This is a genomic window from Maribacter algarum (ex Zhang et al. 2020) (assembly GCF_005885635.1).
In the GTDB taxonomy this organism is placed as follows: domain Bacteria; phylum Bacteroidota; class Bacteroidia; order Flavobacteriales; family Flavobacteriaceae; genus Maribacter_C; species Maribacter_C algarum.
On the sequence record NZ_VATY01000006.1, the window covers coordinates 1 to 13,440 of the forward strand.

Here is a 13,440-nt window from a genome sequence, read left to right on the forward strand (position 1 = left end):
CTTACGAGTGATAACTATTTTAATGGAAAATTATAGGTTTTACAGCAAACTTTTTCAATGTTTACTGGGGTTTCCAGCGTTTTTACAGTAAACTTTTTAACGACACATTTTAAAAATGCAATAATTTAAAGGCGTAAACCACTCATTTTCAGTCATATGAATGAAGTATCTAAACTAGCAACATCGCTTTAGCGTGTTGCCCTCTTGCTATTCAAATCTTCTCCGTTTCACTCCCAAGTTTTGAATACGCCCTAAAGGATATTTTAAAGAACAAATAGTAGGATGCGCCCTATCCTGTTTTTGCTTAACGCTTATCTATCTGAACACTACAAAAACAGGACAGGGACCTTGCGCAAAGTTTTGGGTAAGATTTGGGGCGACGTTAGAGATTCCAGCATCCATTGTCCTAAAAAACGTTAGTTCTATGACACCTTCAATTTTAATTTACTTCTCTTAAACCGACGAATGTCATATTCGTTATCGTTTAGAACGACCAATTCGGGCGGTGCTAAAACTGGTTTGGATAGAAATTAACATTAACCTTATAGGAATTGCGGCGGTAAAAGGAGTAAGGCAATTTGGTTTCAATTTGTTTTAAACAATGGACTATTATCTTTGCTACTGTTTTTTACAAACCATGTTATTACATGATTCTGCGGTCTTCTTTTTAATATTTCATTATTTTTTCTGTCGTACCAAACTGCATCGAATTCCCCTTTAGTGGTAATTACAACTCTCCATTCTTGGTTTAACAATGTGCTGTCAGCATAATTTGCACTTAAGCTAACCCAATCTATTTTTGAAAGTACCTGAGCATCCAAATGTGCAATTACTTCTGATTCATCCAATACAGCAATCCAAATGGGCTCGGATAAATGCTCGATACTATGAGTTTTTCCCTTAGAACCCCATCCAATTTTTATTGTAGCTCCCCCTCTAACGTGATTAATCAACTCTTCTTTACTCCCTATTATGGAATTTCCTTCGTTATCATTTTTGTAAGTAATCTTAAAATCTGAATCTGATTTTTCTGAATAGCAGGAAACCATTAGGATGATACTAAATGCTATAAAAATTCTATTCATTTTCTGATTCAATTCGTTGAGGGTTTTTTCATTTATATATGTGAACATCCAGCGATTGGAACTTTTCAATTTTTGTTAATTAATTCAATCGCTTTTTCCAATTCTGAATCTATATTGTTTATTAAATCTTCAACTGTTCCATCAACAATAACATCGGGGATGATACCGCTATTAGAAAGTGGCTCAGTCGAAAAAGAACCCATTACCGGTAAATTAATGTTGATACGCGAATTAGGTGGTTTAAAAAACAGAATTGCCCCACCATTTATGCCATTTTGATTACCTCCAGTCTCCTGACCAATTAATATACCACCTTTACTTTTCTTAAACAACCTAGCTAAATAAAAGGCTCCAGAAACATTATTGGCGCTGGTCAACATGTAAATATTGCCTTTGAATGTAGTATTGGAGGGTTTGATGCTCTTTTTAGTTCTATTTCTTGGAAAGACATAATATATACCTTTTTTATAATTTTCATCTTCCTTTAGATTATAGAACCAATAGTCCCATGTTTGAATGTGAGGTTTTACTTCTTCTGGAAATTCCAAAAACCTTGACCGACTTTCCAAGCCGTCGGCAACAACATTTTTTTGATAGATATACTTTTCCAACTCGTAGGAAGCATCATCCAAACCTCCTTGGTTCTCTCTGATGTCCAATACTAAGTTTTCTACTTTCTTTTTTTTCATCTCTTTGAAAGCATCCTTGAGCATAAATTTCCAATCGGTCTTGAAATCGTCTGTGGCAAAGCTTCCGATTTTTAGATATCCTATATTATTTTCCAATATTTCAAACTTCCATAAATCTTCGGGTGTTCTTGGAAAATCTTTATTTCGTTTCACAAGTCGTTCATTTCGCTCTTTTCTTGTTACTGATTTTAACGAAACCTCAAAAGTATTTTGTTGGTCTGGATTCTTAATTACCAACTTGATTTCATTATTTTGAATCGGAAATATAAGGGGATACAAAACATCGAACGCATTATATCGAAACAGGTATCCATCCACTTGCGCCTTAGTAATCTTGTTTTGAACTGTCGCACCGTCAGCGGTAATGTATGGCAATAATGTTTCCAGAATATCGGAGCTTGGTATTCCATTCATTGAAAGTACTTCGGAACCTTTCCTTATTTTATCGGAATCAGAAGCGTTATGGGTTATTATCATTCGATTGTCTATCCACTTAAACGCAAATGGGACTTTATCTTTTTGCCGATGGATGAGAGATGTAATAATTCCCTCTTGGTTATACGCTGAAACCAAAGTGTGGTCGCATTGAATAGTTGCGATAAACTTTGACATTGCCAGAAAGGTTTCATCATACGTAAGTGGTTTTTGAAAACTATTTTTCAGAACAGCCAAGTTTTTATTAAGCGTTACAGTATCATTATATCGATATAATCCGGGATGCACTTTTAGTATTGTATTGCGAATCACTTCAAAATCTTCCATTAAGTCTTTTACCGGCAATTTCGGTAAGGTACTCGGATCGATAAACTTTTCTTGGTTCCATTTACTTTTAAAGAAATGATTCCCCGTTCTTATACTTTCGTTACGATTTTGAATACCTTCCCATTGAACATCCTTACCATTGTCCAAAACGAACTTATATTCAATGCTTTCAATCCCTGTATCGAACTTTAAAACTTTCGCGTAGTTTGTGTCTTTCTTGTTAAGAAATATTGTTTTCTCCCAACTTAAAGGAGTAGTATCCCCTCGTATACCTATATATTGTGAACCTTCTGCAGGAATATCGGAAACTTCAAAGGTTACTTCTTTTTGGGCAAAACAAACTATGCTTAAAAATGCGAATAATAATGTATGTAATTTAGTTTTCATATTTAATATTTTCAATAGGACAAAGCTCCTATATTAATGAATCTTTAAAGGCTCAAATTCTTATTTAATGGTCTCAAATACGATTTGAGACGTCTAATGAACAGGTATATCTTTAATATGTTGCAAAAAGTCTTCGTGATTTTCATTTATCTAAAGTTCACTTATCATTGTTTTTTTCAAATTCTATAACCCTTCGTTTATGTTCCTCGATATCCCATTTAATGCCAAACATAGCGAGGTAATCGGATATTTTGCCCAAGCCTACTTCCGCTCTTCTTTTATCTACATTTTCGGAATCTAGGATGGGATGGACATATAGTTGATCTGTTTCCTGGTTTGTGTTCAATTGACTACCATAAATCTGTTTTTCTCCATCCAGCATGGCTATACGATCTTGGAGCATGGCTAGAAAACTCGGTTTCGCGTTGCCGGACTTAACTGCCTCTTCAAGCATAGGTAGGTATTTCTTTTGTATTTGTAAACTTGCATGTTGGATAACCAGAAACAGGGTGATATTACCTTGTTTTCCAATAGTGCTTTCCCCTAACCAGCCATTCTGATCCAATATTTGGGTTACTTCGATTGTATTAACTGAATCTATTTGACTTACTTTTTTGTTCATTGCCCTGAACTCACCTGAGTCCTTTCCCTTTTGCTCTAAAACGGTCATCAGTTCATCCCTGCTTTCCTGATCTGAATTATGGATTTCTTCCAGTCTTTGAATTAATTCTTGGTTAGGCTTTGAATCTATTTGGGCATTGAGAGGTATAATGTGCCAAGCCACTATCCCCAAAAGCGTTATTAATTTTGTTTTCATTTTTATGGTGTTTTTCTTGTTTTACTATTGCGTTAATAAATGTAGATTACTATTAAACGCTTATTGGTCCCGCTCGCCATATTTGTCCCAGAGCTCGACACGAAGTTCATTCTTAAGTTGGTCTACATCTTTGTTATCCGCATTGATCAAAATTACAATCGCTATTTTTCTATCGGCACTTATGATTACAGCTGAGGAAAAGGTTCCTAGACTTCCTCCATGATAGCTGAACTTTTGCTCCGTCTCGCCAATATTGCCATTGTACCATCCTAAGGAATATTTATCTAATCCGAAATGCATTGTTTGATACGTTGCAGGTTTTAGCAGATTGTCTTCTCCCATTAATCCTCTTAAATGCAAGCGCATAAGCTTCGAAAAATCGGTTATGCTGGTCGAAAGGTTGCCCGCGGGACCAAAATACTTTCCAGTGGCATATTCCTTATCCGGAGCAACGGATTTATAGCTTTTGCCTTTTTTTACATGACCGTGAGTATCATTAATTTCATTTTGACTTGGGAAGCCTATATAATGTCCGATTCCAACATCCTCGAATAGCTCGGAAACCAGATGTTCCCAAGTTTTGCCCGTTCGGTGTTCCAATAACAAACCTGCGATGATATATCCTCCGTTGGAATATAAATGGTTCGTTTTTATGTTTTTCGCTGGACTTAAATTGAGCGCATATTTGGCGAATGCCATTTTTTGGTCTTGAGATGACTTGATCGATTCAACAGGCATTTTTCGCCACTCCTTACTACTATCATCTTCAAAAGGATGTATCATAGCTCGGTGTGAAAGCAACTGTTCCAGTGTGATATTTAAGTAGGTATCATTTATTCTATTCTTTAATTCAGGAACGGCATCCAACAACCTGATATCCCAATCTAGGATACCATCATCAACCAGTTTAGCCGCCACCATACTAGTAATAGCCTTTGTATTGGAACCTAAGTGAAATTTGCTATCTAGCTGAATTTCATCGTTCGAGTCTACTTTTTTGACTCCAGAAGTACCATAGAAAATCGTATCATATTTGATTACCGAAGCTACAATTGCTGGTACTTTATAACTATTCCTGTATTTTGAGACAATCGCCTCGACCTCAATATCCGTTTGAGCATGGAATTGTGTACAACAAATAAATGCTAGGATAAAAAATCTTGACTTCATATTTTGTCCTTTAGTTAGTGTTATGATTTTAATGAATTGAGTTTGACCATTGTATAGGTTGGCAAGTATTATTTTCTTTAAATACTCGTATTAACCATTCACCCTTTTCGTAAACATCTTGTGAATTATTTTCCATTTGTCCTTTATTTTGGTTAGCATAAAATAATCTATATAAGGAGCTTTATTCTGATGTTGTGATATTTGAACCTTAGCAACGGCAATATCATTTTCATAATCAATTGAAATTATTTTTCCCGTTTCGCCAGTAGGTTCTCCTTCCTTTGTGTCTTTAATATAATCCTTACCTCCCCATGTTGCCAATTCCCCATCTTTTATGTAGTACAATTTAAGATCGGGATGAAAAGCTTTTTTTAATCGATTCGGTTGTCCATTTGTTGAGCCTTCAATGTAATCGATCAAAGTCTCCGTGATTTTTTCTATTTCAGTCCGTTTATTACTACTTTGAGCATTAACAAGATGAATGCTGAAAAATGCCGCGACTAAGAATAAGGTTATGTTTTTCATGATTTTTAATTTTTAATGGAATTGTTAAAGGTGTTTTCCAGTTGTTCTATTGCTTTTAGCGCATTCTTATTATTACTGAATTTCTTATAAAGTTCTTCAAATACCACCTGCCCTCGTGGGTCACCTAGAATTGACACTTGCAAGGCGTTGTAAAAAATATCGTTTACGTTTTCATTTTTTAAAGCATCTTGAAATTGTGCATAAATTGCAGGGTATCCCTTATCTGCCTTATCAATGGCAACTAAGGTGTGTGCTGCAGCCAAACGATGATCCCAGATGGGCGTTCCCAAGTTCCAATGTGGATTGTGCGAATCAATTAGTGATTGAATGGCCAAATCATAGGCTCTTGGATCTTCAAGCTCTTTCAAACCATAGAGTGCACTGATTAAGCTTTGATTTTTCCATGACGGTTTATCCTTGAGCCGTATCAAAGCGTCAAAGGCTTTTGAATTCTTGGTCTTGCCAATGGCAATAGCGGCCGTATTTACGACCCTGTCACTATAGTCGTGTAATGCTTCTAAATATATTGGATTATAAGTTGAATCGCGAGTCAGGCCAAGTACATTTATGGCGTTGGATTTCAACCAAGACTTCTCCTCTTTTATCAATTTTTTAAGCATTTCAATGGTTTCATTTTCCATTGCAATGACCCCGTCAGTGGATGTCAATGGGAGAAGACCTTGAAACTGCCATAAAGCGTTCAACCTTGTCCGCCAATATTGCTTGCTTAAAATGACTTTTCGAAGCTCATTCTTAATTTTCGTTCTCAATTCTTTAGAGATAGTCGAACCTTTAGCAATGGTCGATAATTTTCCCATAGCTGCAACCTTGCCCAATACGTCCTTACTACCCTTAAGTTCGGCGATCAATTCTTCTTGCGATGGTTTTGACCTTACTTGTTTTATCCAAACATCCTCAAAATCAAAATTGACGAACCTTGGTTTTTTCTCAAGATTATAGACATAACTATTCCGTTTTATAGGTTGAAGTTGGATTTCTTCAACTTTTCCATCAATCTCTATCTTCATTTTGCCTTGAAAAAATTCTGTTTGTTTATAGTGTGAAACGGAATCCATTTTCTGGATTTGGTCAACATGTAATTTAAGTTGCTTTTGTTCTTTATCGAACACGTGCTCCACTTTAAAAACCGGATGTCCTATACCGTAAACCCATTGATTAAAAAACCAATCCAATTGTTGGTTATTGACCTGATTTACGATGGCAATGAAGTCTTGCGTGGAAACTAGTTTTCCGGCATACGTACTGACATATTCTTTGATTACCCTTTTCCATTTTTCTTCTCCCAATTCTGAACGTAACATGTTTAAGACCAGAGCTCCTTTGATATATGGAGAATTACCATTTACAAAAGCTTCGACATCATCATAGTCATCTGTGACGATTGGATTTCTCGTATTCGAATTCCAATCATTGAGGTATGTATTCATATCTGGGGATTGCTGGTAGAGCAAAAATTCCTCTCGCCCATTCTTATGTTCATTGTACATAGCAGCAAGATGTCGCGAAAACCCTTTGCTGAGCCAGGAATGGCTCCAATCCTTAACGGTAATAAGATTTCCAAACCATTGATGTGCCAGGGCTTCACTTTCGGTAATATCCCACAGATATAGAAAATCTTCATGTGTGGTTTTATCGTCGATCATGTTCTCTGTAATTGTGGAAGTCATCATATTGCCTTTCCACCCTCCAAAATCTTGAACAAAAATTTGAGAATAGCTCTCAAACGGGTATTCTCGGTCGGTAAGATTCGAAAAGAACTCCATCATATCTGGTAATCTTATTACACTTTCCTTAGTTCCAATATATTCGTCAGGGTAGCCATAATTATTTAATTCAATATTCCCATAGGTTTGTTGGTAGTTTTGATATTCCCCGATTACAAAGGAGGTCAGATGGTTCGCGTGAGGGGTATCGGTTTTCCAATAGAAGGTTCTGGTTCCATCTTCATTATCTTTAGTGTCAATTAATTTTCCATTGGATATGGCCATAAGGGGTTTAGCAACAGTAGCGATGAACTCGGTAGTTCGAAAGTCATTCGGGGCATCATAACAGGGGTACCAATATTTATTAGTTCGTGCCTCTCCGACGGCCCAAATTTGCCTTCTTCTTTCTTTTTCAGTTAGACTGGGTTCAAAAAAACGAATACCTTTTCCAAAACTTCCCCAGATATTGCTGGGGTCGGACTGATTTACCCAATTGGAGTGATAGTCTATTTCCACCGTAAGGTCTTCATCTGGGGGGTATGGTTTATTCAAGACGATTTTTAATCCATTCTCTTCGTCCGAACCATCGTACTCAAAATCCAATTTTGTTCCATTTGCAAGTTGAACAGTATGAATAGAAAGCAATCCTGAATCGAGATAGAGGGTATCAGAGGTTGTAAGATTCGAGAATGTTATGCTGGTTGAACCTTTTACTTGTTTTTGGTTCCAATCGAATTCCAAATCCAGTATTTGGTGTTTCATATCGATTTTCCGTATTCGTTCTTGATTTACCCTTTCACTTACAGCTAACGATATCTCCTTTTTGTCTTTGCACGAAAAAAACATAAATATGAAAGGATATACAGCTAGGAAAACCGTAGACAATGGTTTGTACATTTTTGATTTCATCGTTTAAATTTTTAGAAAGAAGCGTTCCTTGTTTTTTGATACTGCCCCAATACGCCTGTAAAATTTTATCGCCCTGATATTGAAATCGGGTGTTTGCCACTGGATTAAACTGCATCCCAATTTTCTTCCTTGTTTTTCAATGGTCTTCACCAATTTTTCACCGATTCCCAGACCTCGGGCGAATTCTTTAATATAGATGCAATCCAAATAGAGGTACTCTTCGGCATCCCATGTGGAATATTGTTTCATGTATGTCGCATATCCTATTAATTCAGCATTACTTTCAACTACCAAACAATATAATTTTGGATCGGTTGCAAATAGGTCTCTTAAGAGTCTTTCTTTTTTATTCTTTATGGAATATGCAGCCTTTTCATATTCAGCGTGTAGGCAGCATAATTCCATAATCTGTGGAATATCGTCAGGACCAGCGATGCGTATTTTTGAATTTATTCTCATTTAGCAAATCGATATGTGGCCTTGATGAGAAATATATTCTCAGGCTTTTTATTCAAGATATTATTGTTCAGGCCCTCAAAAAGTCCATCATTAACGTCGCCGAACTGGGCAATGTCTTGTGACCAAACCAAATAAAGTTCCGATCCTGGTATATACTCCCATCGCAATACCATATTCGAACGCCATTGGACAAAGGAAAAATCAGGATCTAAGAAACTATAATCCATGTTGCCATCTAAATCTTCATCAACATTAAATGTACCTTCCGTTAGATTCAGTTGGGGTGTCGTAAATGTTGAAAATCTGTCTTCGAATTTTTCAGCCTTGGCATCAGTTATGTACTTAAAATCTTTGTAAACCCCTTTGGAAATAAAAGGCTGCCCCCAATACTGCAAGCTCAAATTAGGAGTAATGGTATAGTCTATCCGCAACGGAAAGCGTAGGGTTTGCTGGCTAATAGTTCCATTGATATATCTTGATGCGTTCCCAAAATCGGTGGTGGAAACATACTGTAATTGTTTGCTATTTTTGGAATAAAAAGGGGCCAAAGAAACTTGTAAAGCATTTGTGGGTTGGTATGTTAAGGTAGCATTGATTTCCCTATAATTATTATCGGCGTTGATGTCATATAAATCCCTGAAATTCATATTGAACCTCATTTTTTTACGACTATCGGAAATCAATCCTACCTGATAATCGAACCAAGGTTGACGTCTAAGCCTTGGGCCTCCCCTTAACGCCGCATTTGAATACCGATGTGGACTTATTATGGTACCACCATTTATCCACCAGTTGTTATTCAAATTTACCCAACCATTGACTCGAAAGGTCAGGTCGTTGAAGTTACCCTGAAAATCATATGTGCCAACATGGGTATAATTTATGGCATAAGAACGCACTTCTTCCTTCGGCTTGGTAGTTCTGTATTGTACCCAAGTAAAGTGCTTGATATCATCTGCTACTAGCTGAAAACCAATGTCATTGAGTTCCAACTCTGGAGACCGCCAAGTTCCGCCGGTTTCAAATCTCCAATTCCCCGATGCCTTTCCAAGCATAAATGTGCCGCCGGTTCCCGTCAAATTCGTTCTTGAAGTATCCACAGCTACGTGGTCGGCATCTTCCCTTTGAAACAAATGCGTTATGGATTGCTGCGTTCTGGCAATGGCATCTTGGTTTCCGTTAATTGTACTGAAAACCAAGTTCCCTTTTAAATAATATGCCCTGCTTTTCCATTGATGTGTGATATCCAATCCTCCGGTGTACACAGATTTGTGTAAAAAATCAACGTTCTCGGAAAGATTTCTGTTCACTCCTGTAAAAATTCCACCTACAAACGTATTATTGTTGTTAAAGTCTTTTTGTACCCGACTGACGAAATAATTGGTCAAGGGCTCTACAACCACATTTCGCTCATTGGTTCCATCTGAGATGTCTGCCACCTCTTCCGAAGTAACGCTCTCTAAAACCCCTATCGACCAACCGTCTCTGGTTTTGCCACTAAACTTGGCCGCTCCCAATATCGTGGAGATGGACGGTTGAGTAGAAAATTCTTCAGCGTTGGTAGGAGCAAATCCTTGGGGAGATCTTCCGACTCGCCTAGAATAGAACAGATTGTCTATACCACCGGTTGGTAAAAAAGCTTTTGTTGACGAAAAAGAGTAATCGTAAATATTCTTGTTCTCAATAAAGAATGGACGTTGTTCCGGAAAGAAAATTTGAAATCCGTCCAAAGCAATGGCCGATGGGTCCGCTTCAACCTGCCCAAAATCTGGATTTATCGTAAAATCAACCGTTAAATCATTTGTCACTCCGATTTTTCCATCTAGACCTGCATTTAACTTGAAATCACTACCATCTCTAAATGGATTGCCATCTTCGCTTTCATATCGGGTCAAGGATGAAACCACATAAGGCTGAATTTCCAATTGTTTTTGCGGTTTTAGTTCAGATAGTCCGTGCAGTTCTCCAAAACTGCTTACCCAACCGGGCGCGTTGATAGGGCTTCGCTGCCATACCGACCGCTCTTCGTCCCGGAAGTATCTACGTGTTGACTGAATGCCCCAAACTTGACCCTCGTCTTTACTAAATCGCAATTGGCTTAAGGGTATTCTAACTTCTGCAGTCCATCCTGCTTCATCAATATTCGTTTTGGTGTACCAGATGGGGTTCCACGTATTGTCCCAGGTAGCGCCATCATTAGAGATAAATTCATCGCCTTTTACTCCCGACACGGAGGTGGTAAACGAAAACGCTGTTCGTAAATCGTGAAAGCTGTCAATATTGATTTCGACCCAATCCCCATCAAAACCATCTCTACGAGAAAGTCGTTTTACGATACCCTTAGGGTCTTTATCAAAACATCTAAAGGCGACAAAAAGGTTTTTTTCATCGTACAAAACCTTAAGCTGTGTTTGTTCAATTGGCTCTGTATTTTCTTCGGGACTCCATTCTATGTAGTTTCCACTCCATTCCACCTTATCCCATGCCTTATCATTTATGATTCCGTCAATTTTTGGGGATTCCATTTCTCCAATGAATTGTGTATTGTAGATTCTTTTTGCGATAGTATCCTGAGCAAACATCAAACAGGGGCAAAAAAACAAACACAAAACTATACAAGACTTAAATCTATTCATCATCCAACATCATTTTAATTGTTCAGCAGTACTTTTCTAAAGGCATTCTTTGATTTTATCTTATTATTTTGAAATTCAAAAACATCGCACCCAAGCTCTATTTTTCCATTTTTCAAAAAATAGGTCCATTCCCAAAACCCAAAATCTCCATCAATTTTTATATTGCTAAGTGAAACATCTTTTACCATATCATGTGACATCATCTCTTGGATTCCTTTTCGTACTTCTGTTCTGCCAAGGAATGAGGTTCCAGGTTCCATTCCCACAGATGAACAATAGTGGCAATCATGAGTAAAAAAAGAAATCACTTCTTCCAGGTTTTTTTCTTGCCAAGCCTTTGCAAATTGTTGTAAGATTTCTTCAGTCATTTTTCAAAACATCCTTTAGGTAATCATCAAACTTCGGCGCTTCTGACTTTTTCAAGACATGTTTTATCCATGACATTCTTTCATGGGCGAAAACTTCCAATTCCCAAACACATAGCAATGACCCTTTTGTGTAGGGAGATTTCTTGATAAAATCCGGTTTATCATATTCAATCAGAAACACCTCTGTTTGTATCATTTCACCGCCTGTCCACCAATTCAACAACACCCAAACACCCTCTCTGGCCTCATGCACGATTAAAAAAGATTTCCTATAGATTGTAAGACGAGAATGTTCCACGTCTGACAACCAAACGGGCAATGCTTCTTTGATGTTCTCTAGGATTTCAAAAGAATGGAAATCGTCTTTATTTGTTATGGAATAGAGCTTTACTGACCAGTCATTAATATTCAATAACTCTGAGAACTTGATTTTCCGAGATTTGTATTTTTCAAATACCGCTGTCATCTGTCTTCTGGTTTTAGGTCTTTATATCTATCTTTCATCTTATTGATTGCCGTAATGTCTTTGTGCTTTATCACATCAAGTGTCGAAGCTGGATACTTCCGAATCATTGCTTTGGGTCTTACGGGTCTTTCCACAAAATTGCCCCCGCAACTTGGGCATACATTCCTGAACAAGTTCTGCGAACAGTCTCTACAATATGTGCACTCGAAAGAGCAAATCATTGCTTCGGTAGATGTATTCGGTAATTTTTTACCACACTGCTCGCAACTTGGTCTTAGCTCTAGCATCACAAATATTTTTCCTTTATGGTATCCATATGCCAGATATCATGTCCGATTATGGTGAAGGCCGCTGCTCTAGCTGACATAGCTCCCCCATTTGATTTACCGATACAGTTTAAATCTTCCGCTGATAAACTATCCAATAGGGCGATTGAAGCATACCTTGTCGCAGTAAATTCATTAAGTAAAAGGTCTATTGGTTTATTATCTGCCCCGGAAGGACTCATATAAATGTTTTGATCAAAACCAGCCAAGGGGGTTTTGTCATTTCGCGCTATTCGAAAACAGCGATACATGAAAATACGTTCGGTATCTACTAAGTGTTGTAGAATTTCTTTGATGCTCCATTTTCCAGATGCGTAACGATGGGAAAGCTTGTTCTCGGGCATGGAATTAAAAAATTGAAAGACTTTAGTTTTGCCATTCTGAAAGCCTTCGGTCAATTCAATATGTTCGGATAACTTATGGATATATCTTCCGTAATACGGATCAAACTCATTTTCATTTAGGTCTTTGATTGTCATAGTTTTAAGTTTCTACATCCAAAATTATAACACATAACAATAGATTGTATTTATATAATTAGGTATATAGTACTTTATATTTTATTTTTGAATGTTTTTATTATTTAAATCCTAATAAATGAAAATAGATGAAATTAGCTGGAAGATTTTAGAAATACTTCAAGATAATTCTAGAAGTGCGTTAAAGGATATCGCCGCCGAAGTCGGCCTATCATCTCCTACCGTAGCTGAGCGTATTCAGAAAATGGAAGAAGCTGGCGTGATTGAAAGCTATACTACTCACTTAAATATGGATAGGGCTGGATATCCATTAGGTGTATATATCTCCATCAAAATAAGATTTGGTCAGGTACAACGTTTTGAGGAATTCATTGGCTTGGTTCCTGAGATTTGTGAATGCCATAAACTGACGGGTCATGATTGTATGCTCATGAAAGGCTTTGTGCGTGACCCAAAGCATCTAGAGAATTTAAATGCTAGACTAGCTGTTTATGGGGAATTGACTACCTCACTGATTCTCAATTCAATTGTAAGGCGAAAAACGCATAAAGAACCTTTTTAAACTAGGAATTATTCGGAAACTAACCTGAAGGATTTAGGCCGGATGCAAAGTTATTCTAGGAGATTCGATAAAAAGA

At 37.2% G+C, this 13,440-nt stretch carries 13 protein-coding genes; 1 reads left to right on the forward strand and 12 read right to left on the reverse strand.

Annotation, left to right across the window (positions count from 1 at the left end):
* Positions 1 to 584 precede the first annotated feature (584 nt).
* From FEE95_RS20655 to FEE95_RS20710, 12 genes are all read right to left on the reverse strand, one after another.
* Positions 585 to 1,085 carry a hypothetical protein gene (locus FEE95_RS20655; protein WP_138659944.1) on the reverse strand — a complete coding sequence of 167 codons (501 nt, stop codon included), beginning with the start codon at positions 1,083 to 1,085 and terminating at the stop codon, positions 585 to 587.
* A gap of 65 nt (positions 1,086 to 1,150) precedes the next feature.
* The gene (locus FEE95_RS20660; protein WP_138659945.1) at positions 1,151 to 2,923 is read right to left on the reverse strand and encodes a S41 family peptidase; all 1,773 of its coding nucleotides are present in this window, start codon (positions 2,921 to 2,923) and stop codon (positions 1,151 to 1,153) included.
* Between the two features lie 157 nt (positions 2,924 to 3,080).
* Positions 3,081 to 3,740, reverse strand: a complete 660-nt coding sequence (locus FEE95_RS20665) for a DUF6624 domain-containing protein (RefSeq protein ID WP_138659946.1) — start codon at positions 3,738 to 3,740, stop codon at positions 3,081 to 3,083.
* A gap of 60 nt (positions 3,741 to 3,800) precedes the next feature.
* Positions 3,801 to 4,910, reverse strand: coding sequence for a serine hydrolase domain-containing protein (locus FEE95_RS20670; RefSeq protein WP_138659947.1), 1,110 nt, complete (start codon positions 4,908 to 4,910; stop codon positions 3,801 to 3,803).
* Positions 4,911 to 5,000: 90 nt separating this feature from the next.
* Positions 5,001 to 5,435, reverse strand: coding sequence for a nuclear transport factor 2 family protein (locus FEE95_RS20675; protein ID WP_138659948.1), 435 nt, complete (start codon positions 5,433 to 5,435; stop codon positions 5,001 to 5,003).
* 5 nt (positions 5,436 to 5,440) lie between these two features.
* A complete protein-coding gene (locus FEE95_RS20680) occupies positions 5,441 to 8,068 on the reverse strand; it encodes a M1 family aminopeptidase (RefSeq protein ID WP_138659949.1) in 2,628 nt (875 codons plus the stop codon).
* A 3-nt stretch (positions 8,069 to 8,071) separates the two neighbouring features.
* Positions 8,072 to 8,527 (reverse strand): GNAT family N-acetyltransferase, encoded by a 456-nt coding sequence (locus tag FEE95_RS20685; protein WP_138659950.1) that lies wholly within the window; start codon positions 8,525 to 8,527, stop codon positions 8,072 to 8,074.
* The gene (locus FEE95_RS20690) at positions 8,524 to 11,052 is read right to left on the reverse strand and encodes a DUF5916 domain-containing protein (protein ID WP_238474634.1); all 2,529 of its coding nucleotides are present in this window, start codon (positions 11,050 to 11,052) and stop codon (positions 8,524 to 8,526) included. The genes FEE95_RS20685 and FEE95_RS20690 overlap by 4 nt, the downstream gene beginning before the upstream one ends.
* A 125-nt stretch (positions 11,053 to 11,177) precedes the next feature.
* Positions 11,178 to 11,531, reverse strand: coding sequence for a nuclear transport factor 2 family protein (locus FEE95_RS20695; protein ID WP_138659951.1), 354 nt, complete (start codon positions 11,529 to 11,531; stop codon positions 11,178 to 11,180).
* On the reverse strand, positions 11,524 to 11,997 hold the full coding sequence (locus tag FEE95_RS20700) for a hypothetical protein (RefSeq protein ID WP_138659952.1): 474 nt from the start codon (positions 11,995 to 11,997) through the stop codon (positions 11,524 to 11,526). Before FEE95_RS20700 ends, FEE95_RS20695 begins: the two co-directional genes overlap by 8 nt.
* Entirely contained in the window at positions 11,994 to 12,284 is a 291-nt protein-coding gene (locus tag FEE95_RS20705) for a DUF1272 domain-containing protein (protein WP_138659953.1), read from the reverse strand. Before FEE95_RS20705 ends, FEE95_RS20700 begins: the two co-directional genes overlap by 4 nt.
* Complete coding sequence (locus FEE95_RS20710; protein ID WP_138659954.1) at positions 12,284 to 12,802, reverse strand: DinB family protein; 519 nt, start codon at positions 12,800 to 12,802, stop codon at positions 12,284 to 12,286. Before FEE95_RS20710 ends, FEE95_RS20705 begins: the two co-directional genes overlap by 1 nt.
* A gap of 118 nt (positions 12,803 to 12,920) precedes the next feature.
* Between FEE95_RS20710 and FEE95_RS20715 the strand changes: the two genes are divergently transcribed.
* Complete coding sequence (locus FEE95_RS20715) at positions 12,921 to 13,364, forward strand: Lrp/AsnC family transcriptional regulator (protein WP_138659955.1); 444 nt, start codon at positions 12,921 to 12,923, stop codon at positions 13,362 to 13,364.
* The last annotated feature ends 76 nt before the right edge of the window (positions 13,365 to 13,440 follow it).

Bases quoted from the DNA above. Each gene is read 5' to 3' on its own strand.
- FEE95_RS20690 (WP_238474634.1), bottom strand. From the start codon at position 11,052: ATGGAATCCCCAAAAATTGACGGAATCATAAATGATAAGGCATGGGAT.
- FEE95_RS20680 (WP_138659949.1), bottom strand. From the start codon at position 8,068: ATGAAATCAAAAATGTACAAACCATTGTCTACGGTTTTCCTAGCTGTA.
- FEE95_RS20655 (WP_138659944.1), bottom strand. From the start codon at position 1,085: ATGAATAGAATTTTTATAGCATTTAGTATCATCCTAATGGTTTCCTGC.
- FEE95_RS20710 (WP_138659954.1), bottom strand. From the start codon at position 12,802: ATGACAATCAAAGACCTAAATGAAAATGAGTTTGATCCGTATTACGGA.
- FEE95_RS20665 (WP_138659946.1), bottom strand. From the start codon at position 3,740: ATGAAAACAAAATTAATAACGCTTTTGGGGATAGTGGCTTGGCACATT.
- FEE95_RS20700 (WP_138659952.1), bottom strand. From the start codon at position 11,997: ATGACAGCGGTATTTGAAAAATACAAATCTCGGAAAATCAAGTTCTCA.
- FEE95_RS20705 (WP_138659953.1), bottom strand. From the start codon at position 12,284: ATGCTAGAGCTAAGACCAAGTTGCGAGCAGTGTGGTAAAAAATTACCG.
- FEE95_RS20715 (WP_138659955.1), top strand. From the start codon at position 12,921: ATGAAAATAGATGAAATTAGCTGGAAGATTTTAGAAATACTTCAAGAT.
- FEE95_RS20675 (WP_138659948.1), bottom strand. From the start codon at position 5,435: ATGAAAAACATAACCTTATTCTTAGTCGCGGCATTTTTCAGCATTCAT.
- FEE95_RS20660 (WP_138659945.1), bottom strand. From the start codon at position 2,923: ATGAAAACTAAATTACATACATTATTATTCGCATTTTTAAGCATAGTT.
- FEE95_RS20695 (WP_138659951.1), bottom strand. From the start codon at position 11,531: ATGACTGAAGAAATCTTACAACAATTTGCAAAGGCTTGGCAAGAAAAA.
- FEE95_RS20685 (WP_138659950.1), bottom strand. From the start codon at position 8,527: ATGAGAATAAATTCAAAAATACGCATCGCTGGTCCTGACGATATTCCA.
- FEE95_RS20670 (WP_138659947.1), bottom strand. From the start codon at position 4,910: ATGAAGTCAAGATTTTTTATCCTAGCATTTATTTGTTGTACACAATTC.